Below are 19039 nucleotides of genomic sequence, written 5' to 3'. Positions count from 1 at the left end.
CCTTTTAATTGCTGTGCAGTTTCCTTCAACAAATGCTTTAGTGAATCTGTTAATTCCATTGACACCTATGCACATCCAAAATCGAATCATCATTGAATTTACTACAAAAAGGGAAGGGAAAGGTTGCCGTTAGCAACCTTTCCCTTCCCCCCACCGGAATGATTATCATTTTCATAAGTTGTATATTTTATTCTCTGGAAGTCCCTTATAGTTAATTCACTCTCAGGGAAGTGCATTGACGTTGCTGGATCGCCAGGAAGAAGCAACGGAGCAGCTCTACAACTTTGGGATTGTGAGCGTTCTGGACGTAATGCTGATAATGGTTCTACCACAGATCAACGGTGGCAGTTGGATTAAGATTTAGTTTAGTTATTTGTCGGTTAGGTGGAGTAAAACCAAACCCAATATCATATTCTCCAAAAATACGATAATTTGATTGATGCGATCGCTTTCAGATCCCCGACTTCTTTAAGAAGTCGGGGATCTAGTCATCCAGCAGCAGTTTCTTGAAGCTAATACTATTAGGTAAATTACAATCCACCAAAAATTGCTGATAACTTGAATCTCCCTCAATCTGCGTTTTAATATAATCCATCTTGGGTAGCGTTCCTGCTCGTAAACCTGTATACTCCAAATAACTGGAAAACTCCCATTCTTCAGGTTGCTGTACTAGTCCTGCTTTCACTGGATTTAGATGAATGTAACGAGAAAGATTGATTAGATAGTCAGTCTGTGAAATATGGATACTTTGGAACCGTCCTTGAAATAATACTCCAGAACGATTAAAACGTTTATTAATTGCTTTTGTATAGGCTAGTGAGAGTGATTTCATCGCATCAGATAGAGTTTCATCTTTGAGGTAGACTAAAAAATGATAGTGATTTGGCATTAAACAATAAGCGACGATATCTACTGCATTACTGATGAGATGCTCTCTTATTAACTTCAGAAAATAAATATAATTTTCATGCTCAAAGAAAATAATTTGGTGATTATTTCCCCGATTGTAAATATGATAAAAGTTTCCAGTTTGTAGGGGAATGTTTCGTCGCGGCATAGATAAGTTTATAAGATGTCGCTTTTAGTATTCCCGGCGAGAGATCAGATCCCCGACTTCTTAAAGAAGTCGGGGATCTTGTTCTTCACAAATAATTTAGAAGTGTTACAAAACTAAACATTGAACTAGCTTATGGAGACTAGAAGAAAATCAAAAGCACTAATGTAGTTTATGTGACTGATTATGTTTCACACTAGATAAATAACAAACAAAATTTTTGAAACAAGGTGTTTATATTATGAGTTTGATAGATGGGCTATTACTGACACTGGTGAATACCGTTGCTTGTTTGATGTTGCCAAAGCTGCTGTCTGTAATTTTGGCTGACAGAAGCAACGCTGAAGTAGCAACTCAACCTGTATCTAGTTCGGAAATATCCTAAAAAAACGTGAGTTCGACGGATTGGAAAAACCCCTCTCCAAACCTCTCCACTAAAAGGAGAGAGGCTTTGAAAGCCTAGTTTTTTCGTGAACAATGAGTAATATTTCTGCCCCTCTCCGATGCGGAGAGGGGTTGGGGAGAGGTTCATCGAATTCACGTTAAAAAAAGCTGACTAGCTGTCTGAGATAATAACCGTATAGTTTAGGCGATCGCCTCATTGTCAATTAACCCACAAAATTACTTGCGCTTTTCCTTGCGCCACTTTTCTTTAACTAAGCGAATTTCATCAAAGGTGTAGGCTGTACCCAATTGTTCTTTCAGTGGAGTTAGGGGAATATCGCCGAGAACTTCCAGTACTTGCCAAATTTTTTGATGATGTTCTAAAGGTACTAGCAAATTTAAATCTACAGGCTGATTTTTCTCTATTAATCTTGTCAGATGACTAACAACTGTAGATGGACTAAGTTTTCGTTGTTTGGCAATTTCACCAACACTTAAACCTTGTTGATGTAACTGTAATGTTTGTAATTCAGTACCAGACATTAAACTGAGTGAAGGCGTATAGTCAACAGATTGGTTCTCCGAATTTTTGTCTTGACGGTAGCCTCGAATTTCTGCTAAGAACTTTTCACCGTATTGGGCAAGTTTGTGACTTCCAACACCAGACAACTTACCAAACTCAACTAAAGTTTTAGGTTGTACTTGCACCATCAATTTTAACGTCGAGTCATGAAAGATCACGTAAGGTGGTACAGACTGTTCATCAGCCAATTGTTTGCGTAGCGATCGCAATTTATGCAATAATTCTTCTGCTTCTGCGGCTTTGGGATTATCTTCTAGTAAAACAACTTTTTGGTTTGCAGACACAGCAATTTCTACTTTGCGTTGTCGTCGCATCACTTCCCAACTGTGGGCATTTAATTTTAAAACAGAATAACCATCATTAGTTTGTTCTAGCAAACCTTGATGTAAAAGCGATCGCCCCAAAGTTCGCCACTCATCCACACTTCTATCTTTACCAATACCGTAAGTAGAAAGTTTTTCATGTTCGTATTGGGTAATTTTCTGGTTTTTTGCCCCCCGCAACACATCAATAATATGTAACATCCCAAATCTTTCTTTACAACGCGCCACACAAGATAAAAATTTCATGGCTTCAATTGTCCAGTCTTCCACAGGTTTAGGATGACGACAATTATCACAGTTATCGCAATTTCCGAGAAACCTTTCTCCAAAATAACTTAGTTGAATAGTGCGACGGCAATCTGTACCCTCAGCGTAGTCTATCATTTGCCGCAGTTGTTGTTTAGCAATCAATTGTTCGTGAGCATCGGTTTTTTGGTTAATACTCCATTCAATAGTTTTGATATCACCAAAGCTAAAAAAGATAGTACAGCGCGATGGTTCACCATCTCTACCTGCCCTGCCTGATTCTTGATAGTAACTTTCTAAATTTCGGGGAATATCAAAGTGAATTACCAGCCGCACATCTGGTTTATTAATCCCCATACCAAAGGCAATTGTTGCTACCATTACCCGCGCATCATCTCGAATAAATCGGGTTTGATTATTACTACGTTCCTCGTCGGTTAATCCTGCATGATAAGCAAGAACTGAAACCTTATCATTTTGTAATTTAAACGTTAGTTCATCAACTTTTTTGCGAGTCAAACAATAAATAATCGCTGAACCTTCTGTATCTCGAATTAGTTCCAATAATTCAGCATAAGCGTACTTGGTTTTAGGGCGAATTTCATAGTAAAGATTTTGGCGGTTAAAACTAGCAATGTGAATACTAGGTTGCTTTAATCCGATTTGTTGGATGATATCAGAACGGACGCGTACTGTCGCCGTCGCCGTTAGCGCAATAGTTGGGACATTTGGATAACGCGATCGCAGCGATTTCAATTGGCGATATTCTGGACGAAAGTCATGTCCCCATTCAGAAACGCAGTGCGCTTCATCAATGGCAAAAGTAGAAATGCCGACTGTGTGATTTACTAAATCGAGAAATGGTAAAAACCTTTCACTCAAAAGACGTTCTGGAGCAACGTAAAGTAACCTTACCTTACCATTGAGGATAGCTTCTTCCCGCGATCGCACCTGATACGCATTCAAACTACTATTAAGAAACGTCGCACTAATATTATTATTTCGCAGTGCTTCTACTTGGTCTTGCATCAATGCAATTAACGGCGACACCACCACCGTCAGTCCCTTTTTAATCAATGCTGGTAACTGAAAGCACAAAGACTTTCCCCCACCCGTTGGCATTACAACCAGCAAATCTCGATTTTGTAGCGCATCTTCGATAATTTGTCGCTGTCCAGGACGGAACTGATCATAACCGAAGTGATATTTTAGCGCTTGTTCGAGATTAGGATACTGAAGCATAGCGATCGCTTTTTGGCTGCCTTCTGCATGAGTGGTTGATACCAAGATTATAAAAGCACAAAACCTTCTTCGCACCTACATACTGAGCGCGTTTTTGTACTAGTTTAATTAATCAAAAAGAATTGTTAAGAGTTTCTTCTAAAGTAAAAGGGGATTCTTTAGGAAAGAAATTTAATTTAATGCCTGTTTCATCAGATGCTTTGAAACGAGCTTTTTGATAATAATCTTCAAATACTTCTGTAAGTAGAGGTTGCAAACTAGGGCTATCCTCTAATGATACTTCAATAAAGATGCGTTGTTCAGTAATGGTACTGCGCCAACTTTCACTGCGTTTTTCCAGTTGATATTGCCATTTAAATGTTAATTTATGAAGCGATCTCTGATATTATTTACTTTAACAAATATTCAATTTCTTCATCACTAAAACCAAACTGCCGAAAAATCCGCAAAACATAAGCAGGAGACATTTCCCCTGCACCCATATCTATAGGAACAACTCTACGTTGTCCATCAACTTCACGAGTATATAAGCAATGATCGCCTTTTCCTTCTCGATGAAATGTACAACCTCCTTGTTCTAAAAGCTTAATTAACTCTTTTGGTTTTAAGGCAGGTATATTTTTAGGCATAAACCTTCCTTAATTGATATATTTCAGAGTCTTGTCCCTTGTCTTCTAACAGCAAAAACTCATGCAATTCCTCTATAGAAATAGGTGATTTATAAATATTACTTTCAGTGTCATATATAACCTGAAAAGACTCAATTGCTTCTTTGAGTTTGCTAATGGCATCTTCTTGAGTATTGCCCTGCCCTACAATACCATTTTCTAAACACAAAGCCACCCAATAAGCAGTGCTTTGTCTAAGGACGACTGTGTAAAATTCCATTGGCATTCAAAGTATTTGTTTTTATTTACTATTTTAGGCGATCGCCCTAATCTTCAACACAGAAAAAACAGCAAGATTGTCCCCCCTTCCCTACGAGGGAAGGGGGTTAGGGGGTTAGGTCTCTTCAAAACAAGCTTGACAAATCAGCATTAAAACCCAATCAATTTCCTGTGTCACTTCCTCATTTTTAATCCTTAATAAACGCAATCCTCTGGCTAACAAAACTTTGTCACGTTCGGCATCATATTCAGCTTGTTTTTCATGAATTTTTCCATCCACCTCTATCACTAATCTAGCTGCGTGACAGTAAAAATCTGCAATAAAACCATCAATGATTTGCTGACGACGAAAATGTAAACCATTGAGGCGATTACAGCGCAGATGTTGCCAAAGAATTTTTTCTTCTAGTGTCATTTGACAGCTAAGTTCTTTCGCAAGCTGCATTTTATCTGGGTTTATTGTTTGACCGATGATTATGTTATGAGTTCTATCTTCTTGAAGTGGTGATTTGTGTAGCGGGGTTGGATTATTCATGTATGAAATGTAGAGGCTGGTGTTGATTCATACATTATGGCTGACCTCTCCCCCAACCCCTCTCCGACGCGGAGAGGGGAGCATGATTTCTCTCCCTTTTCTACGAGGAAAGGGGCTGGAGGGTTAGGTTTATGTGGAATATGGTAAGGTGCGATCGTAATTTGATCAGATGCTTAATTAAACATTGGTATTCTTTGAATGAAATACTTCCTTTATCTAGGCCAAACTTTAATAGCAATGTCCGCTAAGTGTTCTGCACGTTTTTTGATTGCTTCTTCATCCCAAACATCTATCTTTCTGAAATATTGATTTAAGGACAAGTTACTAGTATGGAAATATTGCAATTTTTCTGCAAAAGGTTTATTACCCATTTCAGAATTATATCCTGTTAAAGTTAGGTTACCCAAAGTGTGCTGCAATTTTTTATGCACAGAATCATGATTAGCCCCTAACATTGTTTTCCATTCTTTATTTAATTTCTGGGGCATGATATGTTCGACAGTTACACTATCCGGAGTAACTTTTTCCTTAGTAAGAAATGACTCTAGACTTTCTAAAAGGAGCTTTGCTCTATCACTCAAACTTGTAGTGTATACATCCTTGGTAATAATACCATCACGTAATGCATCATCATCCGGCCAAACTTTACTCTTATCATAGCCCTTCAAGACTTGTTGTAATCCATCAACCAAATTAGCAGGATTTGCTTTCTGAACTTCACTGTACAAAGCATTGAAAACTGCTCCTAAACTTTTGGTGGAAATTCCAACAAATAAACGACGTACAAAATAAGACTCTAAATAACGTAAAATTTCTTCAAACTGATTAAGCGATAAGCGTTCCTCTTCATACTCATGATAAACATTGAGTAGGAATATATGACAAGTTGTAAAGTCCAGCCTCTTTAATCGCTCAAAGCAAGCTCTTAATTTAGGCTCTGGTTCTTGTTCGCAAAAATTAAGACGTTGATAATACCTTGTAAACTGTATGAGGGTTTTTAGCTCAGATTTTACACCAATCTCTGACTTATCAAAACGTTTTTTGATATTTTTGTAGATTTCTTTCTGGTGAACTGCTTCACCATCTTTACGTAAATAAAACCAAAATGCATTTGTTAATTCATCTGCATACTCTTTTTGGCCAACAGTAGATTTAAAACTTTCTATAAAAGGTAACCATTCATTCTCATATACATCTTCCCTCTCTTCATGCGGTAACCTCATAAATATATAGTTACGCACCAAGTCTACCTGAGTTAGTTCTTCTCCCTTATTATTTAAACTTTCAAAAATAAGATATGGGTTATCGTTTGCATCAGAAGTGATATTTACTATAACTAATTGCTCTAATATAATTTTTTTCAGTTTTGTTAAATCAAGTGGTATATCTTGCTCAGGTACAGATTCTTTCAGCCGTTTATCAAAAAAATTATAAGCTGCATGTATTTGCCCTAACTGTGCTTCTATATTTTTAGTTTTAGCAGTTTTAGCAGTTTTAAATTCAACTATACTTTTATATGCATCACGGTCATTTTGAGTAGGTAATACTTTAAAGTAATCATCATTTTTATGATATTTGTTAATTAAATAAAATTCATATATTTGTTCAGACATCTGTTTATCATATTTTTTGAGATGATTTCGTAATGCTGCTAAGAGAATGCTAAGGGTGGTAAGACGTTGTTGACCATCTATAACAACATATGGAGTGATGCCGTCAGCTGTTCCTAATTCTGCTTGTGTGACTATGGGGCCAAGAAAATACGAACCTTGTACTTCATCGTTGTAAAGGTTCATCAAATCTTCCCAAAGAGTCTTCCAATTTTCTTCTTTCCAAGAGTATGGTCGTTGAAACAGAGGTATTTGGAATTGTTTACCACCTTCTAGTAAGTTACGGAGCGTTGTTTCTGAGGCTTTCATTGTGAATATTGGTATAATTTGATCTAGATTAACAATAATAAACTTAATTTACTTGAAAAAGTAATAACCGTAAATATACAAAAAAAAGCCCACAAAAACGGGCTTTTTTGGGAAAATTCTTAGCTATAGTTTAAAATTGGACAAGCAATTATTACTACCTCGCCGCAGTAGGCATACCCAAAATATCCTCAATCCTAGGCATCTCTTCCAACGGAATCACTCGCCCTTCATCCTCAAAACCAGCAATTTGATCAAAGTTCAAATATCGATACAAATTATCAGCAAAAGGATGAATCTTATTCGCCACAATATCAAGATATTCTTGAACTGTGGGAATACGCCCTAATAACGCGCAAACTGCTGCTAATTCGGCTGAACCTAAATATACTCTTGCATCTTTACCCATGCGGTTATTGAAGTTGCGGGTAGAGGTAGAAAATACAGTTGTGCCATCAGCAACTCGCGCCTGATTTCCCATACACAAACTGCATCCGGGCATTTCTGTTCTTGCGCCAGCCGCACCAAAAATGCCATACACACCTTCTTCTTTTAATTGGTGTTCATCCATGCGGGTTGGTGGTGCTATCCACAGGCGAGTTTTAACTGAACCTGCACCTTCTAAAACTTTCGCAGTTGCCCGATAATGACCAATATTTGTCATACAAGAACCAACAAATACTTCTTGTACTGGATCATTAGCAACTTCCGATAATAACTTAACATTATCGGGGTCGTTGGGAGCAGCAACAATTGGTTCTGTGATTTCGTTCAAATCAATTTCAATTATTTCTGCATACTCTGCATCTGCGTCGGCTTCTAGTAATACGGGGTTGGCTAACCATTCTGACATTTTGGCGACGCGGCGCATGATGGTGCGTTCATCGTGATAGCCTCTGGCTACCATGTTTTTTAACAGCGTAATGTTAGAACGCAGATATTCTGAAACTGTCTCAACACTCAACTTAATTGTGCAACCTGCACAAGAACGTTCGGCGGAAGCATCTGTCAGTTCAAAGGCTTGTTCTACTTTTAAGTCTGGTAAGCCTTCCATTTCTAAAATTTTGCCGGAGAAGACATTCTTTTTATTTTGCTTCTCTACTGTCAGCAAGCCTTTTTGCATGGCGACATAGGGAATGGCGTTGACGATATCTCTTAAGGTGATACCGGGTTGCAATTCACCTTTGAAACGTACCAAAACTGACTCTGGCATATCTAAAGGCATCACACCCAACGCACCCGCAAAGGCAACTAAGCCAGAACCAGCAGGGAAGGAAATACCCAAGGGGAAGCGGGTGTGTGAGTCGCCGCCTGTACCTACGGTGTCGGGTAACAGCATCCGGTTTAGCCAAGAGTGGATGATACCATCACCGGGACGCAAGGCGACACCGCCACGTTGGGCGAAGAAGTCAGGTAAGTCGTGGTGAGTTTTAATATCAACGGGTTTGGGATATGCTGCGGTGTGGCAGAAACTCTGCATTACTAAGTCTGCACTGAAGCCGAGACAAGCAAGTTCTTTTAATTCGTCGCGGGTCATGGGGCCTGTGGTATCTTGAGAACCAACGGTTGTCATGATGGGTTCGCAAGATGTACCAGGACGAACACCGGGTAAACCGCAAGCTTTCCCCACCATTTTTTGGGCGAGGGTGTAACCTTTACCTGTGTCGGCTGGTTGCTGGGGACGGATAAATAAGGTGCTTGGTTCTAACCCTAGTACTTGGCGGGTTTTGTCGGTGAGGGTACGCCCAATTAATAAGGGTATGCGTCCACCGGCGCGAACTTCATCAAAGATGGTGTCGGGTTTGAGGGTGAAGGTGGAAATAACTTCGCCTGCTTCGTTGGTAATTGTACCTTTGTAGGGATAGATGGTGATTACCATGCCAGTTTCAAGCTTGGTAACGTCGCATTGAATTGGCAAAGCACCAGCATCTTCGGCTGTATTAAAAAAGATAGGCGCGATCGCACCACCTAAAATGTATCCTCCAGCACGTTTGTTAGGCACAAAGGGTATATCTTGTCCCATGTGCCACAACACTGAGTTAATCGCAGACTTGCGGGAGGAACCTGTACCTACTACATCCCCGACGTAAGCCACCGGATGTCCTTGCTTTTTCAACTCAGCGATAGTTTCTAAGCTACTCGGTTGGCGCGTTTCTAACATCGCCAAGGCGTGTAAGGGAATATCTGGGCGGGTGGTGGCGTGGGTAGCTGGTGATAAGTCGTCGGTGTTGGTTTCGCCAGGGACTTTAAAAACGGTGACGTTAATGTATTCTGGTAACTTGGGACGCACAGTAAACCATTCAGCTTCTGCCCAGGAGTTGACTACCTGCTTGGCGTAGGGATTGGTTTTAGCTAACTCCAAAACATCATGAAACGCATCATACACCAAAAGAATTTTGCTGAGGGCGGCGGCGGCGTAGGCTGCAATTGGTTCTTTACCTTCCCCTCCCATAACTAGAGGTGTTTCGGAAGAGTCTGATGTGGATGTGGTGGCAAATTGCAACAACTCAATTAATGATTGTACATTGTAGCCGCCGACCATTGTTCCCAGCAATTGCACCGCTTCTATAGGCGAAATGATAGGGCTTTTAACTTCGTTTTTGGCAATGGCTGTGAGGAACCCAGCTTTAACGTAAGCCGCCGCATCAACTCCAGGGGGTACGCGATCGCGCAATAAATGTAATAATGTTTCTTCTTCACCCTTGGGCGGATTCTTCAGTAATTCACATAATTCTGAGGTTTGCTTCGCATCCAACGGTAAGGGGGGAATTCCTAATGCTGCCCTTTCTGCGACGTGTTGACGGTATTGTTCTAGCATTTTTGTATTCTCCGTTGGGATGTTACGCGATGTGCGACTTATTTTTAAAACCCCTCTCCAAACCTCTCCCCGACGCGGGGAAAGGCTTTAATTTTTGCTCCCCTTCCCTGTCTTCGACACGCTGCGCGAACGTAGGGAAGGGGTTGGGGGTTAGGTTTGAGAGAAAGTTGCACACGGCGTGATGTTCTCTCCTTAATTATGAAATATTTTTAGGCAAGACTTGGCTATAAAAATTTACTTGATTTTATAGCTGAAAGTCTTACTGGTAATTGCCGATAAGCAATTGTGTTTTATACTTAAAGTATAGTTTTAAGTACTAATTCAAACTGAAGATATTTTAATTGCTGCGATCGCTTTTATTAATGGGTTTATGCCAGGTTTTATTTAGTGTTTATCTGAACTTGATATTACACATAGATTGTACATTTGTTTATTCAACGCATTGGGGCTGTGGGAGTTTTGATGAGTAAGGCTTCTTGTGCATCCATAACTGCACGGAGGTTATAGTTTTTGACTAATTCACGGTAAACAGTCATTGTTTCTTCATGCACTCGTGCTGCTTTGAATCGTTCTATATTTTGTTTGGCACGATTTTTCCAATAATGAAGTTGTGCGGGATTGCTGAGTAATTGTGCTAAAGCTGCTGCTAAGGTTTGACTATCTTTTGGTGGTACTAAAATACCAGCTTGGCGATTATCTAATGTTTCAGGAATGCCGTCTACATCGCTGGCAATAATAGCGCAGCCAGCTTCTCGCGCTTCTGTTAACACTAAACCGAAGGATTCGCAGTGAGAAGCAAGGACAAAAATATCGCTTGCCAGCATATAACGTTGTGGTTCTGGCTGAAAACCTTCAAAATGAATGCGTTGGCGCAGTTTGTCGCAGGGTGTATTTTGTACTATTGCTTCAAATATAGAACGATCCGGGCCGTTTCCAACTAAATATAAGTGTGCTTTAGGAAAGTCTGGAGCAATTTTTGTAAATGCGGCGATTAACTCTGCAATACCTTTACGAGTATACATCCCGGCAACGGTAGTGATGGACGGGTGATGTAAGGGTAGGGGTTGGTAATCTTGAATGCTGAGATGGCGAGGACTGCCTAATGTGCCGTTGGAAACTACGCGTAACTTGTTTTGAGGTATGCCACGCTGTAACATTGAATGACATACTGCTTGACTGACGGCTATTACCCGATCTGCTAATCCCATCAAGACTGCACTACGCTGAAACTCGTTGTGTACTGTAGACACTAAATTATACTTATGGGCTTTGCGTAAAATTCCTGCCAGCACTACTCCTGTCATCATATGTGCATGGACAATATCAGGTTGAAACTGTTGTACAATCTCTCTAAAACGCCAAACAGCTTTGAGCAAATTGAGTGGTTGTCTGGATTGATCTAATTGGAAGTGTTTGGTGTTATGACGTGCTAGTAATGTCTCAAATTCTCCACCAGCAGAAGCTACTGCAACATCATGACCATCTTGAGATTGTAGACAGGCTAAGTCTACTGCTACATTAACAATTCCATTACCAATTTTTTCTAGATGATTTGTAATATGTAATATTCTCATAGAAATTTTTATCTACAGATTTTATGTATTTTTTGTGGTGGATTTTGCGGCATTCTCTTGAATTTTTAAATCTCATAAAATGCCGCAATTGAGATAATCAGGTACAGTTAATTAATTGTTACATTTTTAACTGATACAACAATTAAGATTCAACTTTAAAAAATATTTCATAAGCACCCAAGAAACGCTTAATAAACCCATTAGGTAAACTGTCAAGTTGAGAAGTATATGAGGCGATCGCTTGATTTTTCTTCTCCTGGACTGAGGCAATAGAAAAACAGTAAGCTGCGGCTATATCTGGCAATTTGAGCATAATAAATAATGGCGCTCTCCAGAATAACCAGATGGGATATTGGATAAGTTCTGCTGCAATTTGTGTTTGATTAATTGCTGCTTTCACCAAATCGTACGCCGCCTCATGATCTCGATGACAGTCTTTTCTATGGGGTACATAAACTTCCTCTGGTTGATAAGAGTTGAGGAGTTCTGCTATTTGTGCGATCGCTTGTTGCTTTTCTTCTGTTTTTAAATCTTGTAAACTCCCGTCTGCTTTATCTAAAAAGTAAATTGCTGATGTCTCTACACCTAATATATTTAAGGCTTTTATTGCTTCTTGTTTGCGAGTTTGAACAATTTTATTTCTAGATTCTACATCTGCATTTCTAGAACCTTGTCCATTGGTAAGAAACACTACTAATACTGGAATTCCTTGCTGGCATTTATGAGCAATCATCCCACCACAACCAAATGTTTCATCATCTTGATGAGGAGAAAATACCATCGCTGATTTTTGGCTAAATTCTAATGGCTGACTTCCTCGAAGCAAAATCCAGCGCACTAGTAAGCTGCAATGTATATACTGCATTCGCTCAAGCCAAGCACTAGGAATCAATTTTTGTATCTTTTGCAAATAATTTTTAATTTTCATATATTTTTAGTCAAAAAATACTAGATTAACTTAATGTTTGAATTTTTGATGATTGATCCTGAGCTATATTATTTTTACTTTATAACTCTAAATTTTCAGCTTGTTTTTTACAAGTTCACATATCTTTTGCGGCAAATTTAAAATAAATTTATAACTTAAATAATTCACTTTTAACATGTATGAAAACTCAATATGTATTCATTTGATGAAAAAATTTTAATTAATATAAAGCAACTACTAAACTAAATCAATATATAGGAATCCGATTTGACTTATGAAAAAATCTAGGTCTTTGTAGGGTGTATTATTGCGTAGCATAACGCACCTTACGTATATTTCAAAAATCAAATATGAGTTCTATAGATTTTATTAGTATCAAATAAAAAAATATTCGTGAATAAATAGATCCCCGACTTCTTCAAGAAGTCGGGGATCTATACTTGATGATTTTTGCAGTCTACATTGATAAGCTAACTTTTGAAGCGATATATAATCACTTTCCCTTTCCAATCTTCTTCCACAAAAACTACATATTCACCATTAGAACGACGAAAAGCACGAATACCTTGGGGTATATCAATCCAGCCACTTTCACCTGCAACTTCTGGGCCTGGTTTTAATGTTTTAACAGTAGCTCCAGTTGTGGCATTATAAACGTAAACTTCTGCCGTTTTGAATGTGACAGCAAACACATAATCTCCGGCTACACTCATAGATGCGGTGGCTATTTCACGCTTACCTGTGGTGTCGTGGGGAACGACGATACGCCAACGAGGTGTGGAATTGCCTTTACTCCAATTATCAAACCGGATTATTTCTGAGCCGACTACTTTTGTGTCGTCACCGATCGCGGGATGATCAACAGTAAAACCTGACAAATACATCGTATCAGTTTCTGGGAAGTATTCGATGCGTCGCAAATCGGTAAACATGCTAGGAGTTTTCTGCTTCTGCATTGAACTATAGCTGTAGATGGGATTTCCATGCTTATCTAGTCCTTGCATTGGATAGCGACGAATACCATCTTGAGTCCGCAAGGTTTTCCAAACATCACCTTTACTATCCACCCACCATCCACCTAAGTAGGGATAGTCTTTGCTTTGATCATATTCACCTTGATCAAATGCACCATTACCATTGCGATCGCGCCAGATCCATTCTCCTTTATTTGGTTGATGGGGCGGCCAATTTCCGCGAATTGATTTCTCACCACCGCCATGTGTACCCACAAACATCCCCGCCGGAATCGCAATCTTACCATCTTTAGCAGGATTAAAACGGTAAATTTGCATAAAGCTGGAGTACATATCTGTGAGAAACAAAAACGGCTTACCTTGAATGCGACGCACAAAGGTAGCATCTGGGGAAGTGTGTAAGCGCGGATCTTGGGGATATTTAAAAGGATTTAAGGTGTAAGCTTTGTAAGTCCATTGCTTACCTGTAGGCTGGTTATAGTCCATCAAAAAGTGTTCTTGCTTGGTGAACACATCTACGCCATCAGTTTTCGGATCAGCATCGGCGTTATCCACAAATAATAATCCGTGTAATTCCCACAGTTGTTTCCCCGATGATGAAAATTTGCGTAAGTTTGTACCTGAGTTATTAAAGCCATTGCTATTGACATAGATATTACCGGCGCTATCAGCACCAACTCCGGTAATACCATATAGTTTCAACGGCTGGATTTCACCAGGAGTACCGGCATAAACACCGCCTTTAATCCCAAAAGTTCCAACCTGCACAGGCTGATTTTTGATGTTGTAAATTAATATTTGCTGACGCTGACTGTTGTCTGCAACTAAAAGTCTACCTTGATGATCGATGGCGATCGCGCTTGGTTTGGCAATACTGGTAATTGGTTGAGATAATTGCTTACCCGTGGGAGAATAGCAGGAAATCTGGTTGCCGTTGTGGATAATCCAAAGATTTGCTTGTTTATCTACTGCGATCGCTCCTGGCTGAACTACGCTAAAGTTACGCAATTCTTCCATTGTTTCGCTATTATAAACGCGAATTTGATTAGTAGGAGAGTCACTCACATATAACTCATTTGCCGCAGTTGCTAATCCAGTAATTTCACTTTTATTACTGATAATTAACATGCTTTTATCCCAACCACGTCCCTTGCTAAAAGGTGCTGGTTTTCCCGATAAGTTATAGCGTCTGACAGTATACCAAGTTGTTCCTTTCGGTGGATAATCTTGGTCTTTTCTGTCAATATGTCCTTGCGTTAAGGCAATATAAATATATTTATTATTGGCTGTTACAGCTTTACCACCACTGCGACTCCAGCCGTGAGTATCATCAGCACTACCAATTACATTACCATCTTTATATATACCTGCTTCTCTACCAGCTTCATCCCAAGGACTATTAGTATAAACTGTGCCATTTGGAGCAACATACATCGCTTTAATATTGTTTTGCACCCACTTATTTCCACCGCCAAAACTATTGCCTAACCATGATGTTTTATAACTAGTTGCAGCAACACCTATGACATTTGACTCGGTAGTTATCTCAGTAGAAATTGCGATCAATATTACAGCTATTCCAAGAAGCATAAAACAAACTGGCTTGAACTGCCGATTATTTCCTGATTTAGATATTTTTTGAATGTATTTATTAAATTGTTTAAATAGCGCATGTGTTTTTTTTCGCATAATATCCCTAATTTTTTAAATCATCATTGTCAATTAAATCTATTTTTCATTTTTGTCTCAATACAAAAACAAAAAATACACCAATCAAATAGTTTTGGCTAATAATTTTCTGTCAAAAAATAGGCTGGATATGGTTTTAAGTGGTCTTATCAACACTTCGGCTTCAATAGATATCCATCAGCAACCCTGGTGTATCGTATGTGAATGATGGACTATTGTCTATGGTGAGATGCTATGTGTATTTGCGCCTGATATCAGCCTGTATGCTTGAAATTTGAAAATTTCAGCTTAGTTACTAACCTTATTTCTTGCAGAATATATTACATAGATAACAAACACTTGATATTTTAAAATTGATATTTACCTAAACTTTATAAAAAACACACGAATTTTTAAAGTATCTGTCATAAATTCCCGGAATTATCTTTATATTAGTATCAATATTGACTGATAAATAACTTAAAAAGTAAAAGTAAATACAAAAAGTTCAAAATTATTTTCATAATTAATAGATTTTATTACTTGAGGAAGATTTAGGTAAAAAAATAAGCATGGCTACTAGAAAAATTTTTGCTATCTAGATAACATAACTATTTCTTGACACAAGCATATAAATAGTTTATAAATTAGTGTTCTCTGCAAAAAAATCTTGTCTCCTATGGTTAGCTTTTTAAATTTTAGTAGTTAGATGTCTAAAATCAAAATCTGCATACAGTAGGACACAAAGAGTGCTGATTTTTGTAAAAATTACAGGATATAAGTATTAGCTGAATTAATTTACTGCAAAATTGAACAAGTATTTGATGTGAGAGTGATAGTAAAAATATACACACTCAATAATTCATAGGAGATAAGTAAGTGGAATGTAAAAAAGAAAATTTTAATCCTAAATCTGCATCTATACTTGCTCTTGGTTTAGGCTGGTTTCCTAAAACACCTGGAGGATTAGAAAGGTATGTTTATGAATTAACTCATCAATTAGCAGCCTGTCAAGATCAAATAGAATTATGTGGAATTGGTTTACCAGAGACTGATTTAAATTTACCCATTAAGTTAACTAATTTAGCCTATCCAGACACTGCAATTTGGCAACGACTCTGGTCTATTCGTACTAACTTCAAGAAAACGAGAATCAGAAAACCAGATGCGATTAATTTGCATTTTGCATTATATAGCTTTCCAATTATGGATATTTTACCTCAAAATATACCGATTACCTTTAACTTTCATGGCCCCTGGGCATCAGAAAGTGAACAAGAAATAGTTACAAATAAACTCAGTATTAATGTCAAGCGTTGGTTAATAGAACAAAAGACCTATAATCGCTGCGATCGCTTTATTGTTCTTAGCAAAGCATTCGGCAATATTTTACATCAGCAATATCAAGTACCTTGGGAAAAAATTAATATTATTCCTGGTGGAGTAAATATTCATCGATTCCAGCCAAACTTATCACAACAAGAGGCACGACAACAACTAGGCTGGCCAGATAATCGTCAGATATTATTTACTTCTCGCCGCTTAGTTTCTCGCATGGGTATTGACAAGTTATTGCAAGCTTTGGCAATCATTAAACCAAAAATTAATGATGTTTGGTTAGCAATTGCTGGCCGTGGTTATATGCAAGATTTACTACAACAGCAAGCTAAAGAATTAGGATTGGAAGATAGAGTTAAATTTTTAGGTTTTCTACCTGATGAGCAATTACCTATAGCTTACCAAGCTGCTGATTTAACTGTCATGCCTAGTCAATCTTTTGAAGGTTTTGGTTTAGCAATTGTTGAATCTTTAGCTTGTGGTACACCTGTTTTGTGTACTCCAGTTGGGGGAATGCCAGAAATTTTAACTCAATTCTCGCCAGATTTAATTACTACTTCTACAGAAGCTTCAGCAATTGCTGAAAAATTAGAAAATATCCTATTAGGAGAACTCCTTATTCCTTCCCGCCAAGCTTGTCGCCAGTATGCTGTTACTCACTACGACTGGTCTTTGATAGCTCAAAAAGTGCGGCATGTTCTCTTAGCCTAAAATGTTAATTTTAAAATCTCAAAATATTTTATGAAAATTCTATTTTTAGACCAAAGTGGTAAACCAGGTGGAGCAGAACTTTGTTTAATAGATATTGCTAAACCCTATGGCGATCGCGCTTTAGTTGGCTTGTTTGCTGATGGCGCTTTTAAAGTTTTACTCCAGCAACATCAAATCCCCGTAGAAGTATTAGCAACACAACCAATCCAAGTAAAAAAACAAAGCAATTTATTTCAAGCGTTAGCAAGTTTAAAACAACTAGCACCTTTATTATTTAAAGTTATAAAAATAGCTAAAAAATATGATTTAATTTATGCCAATACTCAAAAAGCATTAGTTATTGGCGCAGTAGCTAGTTTTTTAACACGTCGTCCTTTAGTCTATCATTTACACGATATTCTTTCTTCCGAACATTTTAGCCAAACTAACTTGCGAGTTGCTGTCACTTTGGCTAATTTTTTTGCATCATTAGTAATTGTTAATTCTCTGGCTAGTCAAAAAGCATTTGTCCAAGCCGGAGGTAAATCAGAACTAACAGCAATTGTCTATAACGGTTTTGAAAGCAAAAACTATCAAATCCCTGATGCTGAAATTAAACAAATACGGCAAGATTTAGGGCTAGAAGATAAGCTTGTTGTCGGACATTTCAGCCGACTTGCACCTTGGAAAGGACAGCATATTTTAATTGAAGCTTTAGCACAATGTCCGCCACAAGTTACAGCAATTTTAGTTGGTGATGCCCTATTTGGCGAACAAGATTATGTGCAGAAATTGCATCAACAAGTTGCAGAACTGAGACTAGAAAATCGGGTCAAATTTTTAGGATTTCGTTCCGATATTCCGCAGTTAATGTCAGCTTGTAATTTAGTGACTCATACTTCTACCGCACCAGAACCTTTTGGGAGAGTAATTGTTGAAGCGATGTTGTGTGGCACACCTGTAATTGCAGCCAAAGCTGGCGGCGCTATGGAATTAGTCGAACATGGGGTAAATGGTTTTTTAACTACACCGGGAGAACCCCAAGAACTTGCAAAAGTAATTAATAGCTGTTTTCAGGAAATCGAGATAACTGCAACTATCGCTGATCATGCTAGGAATATTGCTAGTCAGCGTTTTGATGTGGCGATTATTAATCAGCAAATTGCTCAACTGTTGGATTCTCGATTTACTAATAAATAGTAAAGACGTTACGATGTAACGTCTCTACGTATTGACTATAAACCCACTAATTCCCGCGATTCATAATCAGTGAGTTGTTGCGCGATCGCTAATCTTGCTTCTAACTTAGCTACACTAAACTGGTTACGCAGATATTCTAAATGAGCGATCGCATTGGCTTTTTCCATAGTCAGTTGAATTAGTGCATCCATCGCCTTTTGATATTCGTGATTCAGCATCAGCACTTCAAAACGCCGCGCCTTGCGTTGAGCATCATTTTTCAAATCCATATCAAAAGCAGCAGCCCGGTCTGCATTACCTTCAAAGCGGTTAATTTGGTGCTGTACTGCCATCAACTGCGAGTCTAGTTCATTTGCACGTTGAGCAGCCTGAGCGATCGCAGATGGATAATGACTCATTTGCATCATCAAATAATCTTCCTCTAAAAACCTCAATTCATCAAGGAGCAGAAGAGACATTAGAAGTTTTAGAAAATACTTCTATTCTCTGCTTTCAAAATTCTTCTGAGAGTAGCGAAAAGATAGTTACATCTTGAAGTCAAAAAGATGCTTTTTCGGCGTAGAAGACCATAACTTGTACTTGATATATCTATTATAGTAAAAATGTACTGAAAATGCCACAAAAAATCGTATTTGCAGACTTGATGAAACGCAGTTTCAACTTTAAAGTAATACTCCCA

General features: G+C 38.3%; 14 protein-coding genes and 1 pseudogene. 3 read left to right on the top strand and 12 right to left on the bottom strand.

The annotated features are described in order from the left end of the window. Positions 1 to 484: 484 nt before the first annotated feature. Positions 485 to 1057, bottom strand: coding sequence for a transposase (locus IQ259_RS18875; protein WP_193887535.1), 573 nt, complete (start codon positions 1055 to 1057; stop codon positions 485 to 487). A 238-nt stretch (positions 1058 to 1295) separates the two neighbouring features. On the opposite strand from IQ259_RS18875, the gene IQ259_RS18870 reads away from it, so the two are divergent. Further along, entirely contained in the window at positions 1296 to 1439 is a 144-nt protein-coding gene (locus IQ259_RS18870) for a hypothetical protein (protein WP_193887534.1), read from the top strand. A 236-nt stretch (positions 1440 to 1675) separates the two neighbouring features. On the opposite strand, the gene recQ is transcribed toward IQ259_RS18870, so the two are convergent. From recQ to IQ259_RS18820, 10 genes and pseudogenes are all read right to left on the bottom strand, one after another. After that, positions 1676 to 3832 carry a DNA helicase RecQ gene (gene recQ / locus IQ259_RS18865; RefSeq protein WP_193887538.1) on the bottom strand — a complete coding sequence of 719 codons (2157 nt, stop codon included), beginning with the start codon at positions 3830 to 3832 and terminating at the stop codon, positions 1676 to 1678. 112 nt (positions 3833 to 3944) lie between these two features. Then, positions 3945 to 4184 (bottom strand): annotated as a pseudogene (locus IQ259_RS18860) (DUF29 domain-containing protein); the annotation flags it as partial. A 37-nt stretch (positions 4185 to 4221) separates the two neighbouring features. Then, positions 4222 to 4461 (bottom strand): type II toxin-antitoxin system HicA family toxin, encoded by a 240-nt coding sequence (locus tag IQ259_RS18855; protein WP_193887533.1) that lies wholly within the window; start codon positions 4459 to 4461, stop codon positions 4222 to 4224. Beyond that, on the bottom strand, positions 4454 to 4720 hold the full coding sequence (locus tag IQ259_RS18850) for a type II toxin-antitoxin system HicB family antitoxin (protein WP_193887532.1): 267 nt from the start codon (positions 4718 to 4720) through the stop codon (positions 4454 to 4456). The genes IQ259_RS18855 and IQ259_RS18850 overlap by 8 nt, the downstream gene beginning before the upstream one ends. A gap of 114 nt (positions 4721 to 4834) precedes the next feature. Further along, on the bottom strand, positions 4835 to 5254 hold the full coding sequence (locus IQ259_RS18845; protein WP_193887531.1) for an endonuclease domain-containing protein: 420 nt from the start codon (positions 5252 to 5254) through the stop codon (positions 4835 to 4837). A 212-nt stretch (positions 5255 to 5466) separates the two neighbouring features. After that, on the bottom strand, positions 5467 to 7173 hold the full coding sequence (locus IQ259_RS18840; protein WP_193887530.1) for a DUF262 domain-containing protein: 1707 nt from the start codon (positions 7171 to 7173) through the stop codon (positions 5467 to 5469). Positions 7174 to 7327: 154 nt separating this feature from the next. Next, complete coding sequence (gene acnB, locus IQ259_RS18835) at positions 7328 to 9988, bottom strand: bifunctional aconitate hydratase 2/2-methylisocitrate dehydratase (protein WP_193887529.1); 2661 nt, start codon at positions 9986 to 9988, stop codon at positions 7328 to 7330. A 434-nt stretch (positions 9989 to 10422) separates the two neighbouring features. Beyond that, complete coding sequence (locus IQ259_RS18830; protein WP_193887528.1) at positions 10423 to 11562, bottom strand: glycosyltransferase family 4 protein; 1140 nt, start codon at positions 11560 to 11562, stop codon at positions 10423 to 10425. 142 nt (positions 11563 to 11704) lie between these two features. Beyond that, a complete protein-coding gene (locus IQ259_RS18825; RefSeq protein ID WP_193887527.1) occupies positions 11705 to 12490 on the bottom strand; it encodes a PIG-L deacetylase family protein in 786 nt (261 codons plus the stop codon). 470 nt (positions 12491 to 12960) lie between these two features. Continuing rightward, positions 12961 to 15153: a hypothetical protein gene (locus IQ259_RS18820; protein WP_193887526.1), complete on the bottom strand. Its 2193-nt coding sequence runs from the start codon at positions 15151 to 15153 to the stop codon at positions 12961 to 12963. Positions 15154 to 16011: 858 nt separating this feature from the next. Here IQ259_RS18820 and IQ259_RS18815 point away from each other — a divergent pair. Together IQ259_RS18815 and IQ259_RS18810 are read left to right on the top strand one after the other, a co-directional pair. Then, positions 16012 to 17181 carry a glycosyltransferase family 4 protein gene (locus tag IQ259_RS18815; protein WP_193887525.1) on the top strand — a complete coding sequence of 390 codons (1170 nt, stop codon included), beginning with the start codon at positions 16012 to 16014 and terminating at the stop codon, positions 17179 to 17181. A gap of 30 nt (positions 17182 to 17211) precedes the next feature. Then, entirely contained in the window at positions 17212 to 18360 is a 1149-nt protein-coding gene (locus IQ259_RS18810) for a glycosyltransferase (RefSeq protein ID WP_193887524.1), read from the top strand. A gap of 35 nt (positions 18361 to 18395) precedes the next feature. Here IQ259_RS18810 and IQ259_RS18805 read toward each other — a convergent pair whose 3' ends face one another. Beyond that, the gene (locus IQ259_RS18805; protein ID WP_193887537.1) at positions 18396 to 18767 is read right to left on the bottom strand and encodes a hypothetical protein; all 372 of its coding nucleotides are present in this window, start codon (positions 18765 to 18767) and stop codon (positions 18396 to 18398) included. Between the last annotated feature and the right edge of the window lie 272 nt (positions 18768 to 19039).

Origin of the sequence: Fortiea sp. LEGE XX443, from assembly GCF_015206815.1 — a bacterium.
Lineage (GTDB): Bacteria > Cyanobacteriota > Cyanobacteriia > Cyanobacteriales > Nostocaceae > Nostoc_B.
Note: the sequence above shows the minus strand (reverse complement) of the source record. Positions and strands in the feature narration are given on the sequence as shown.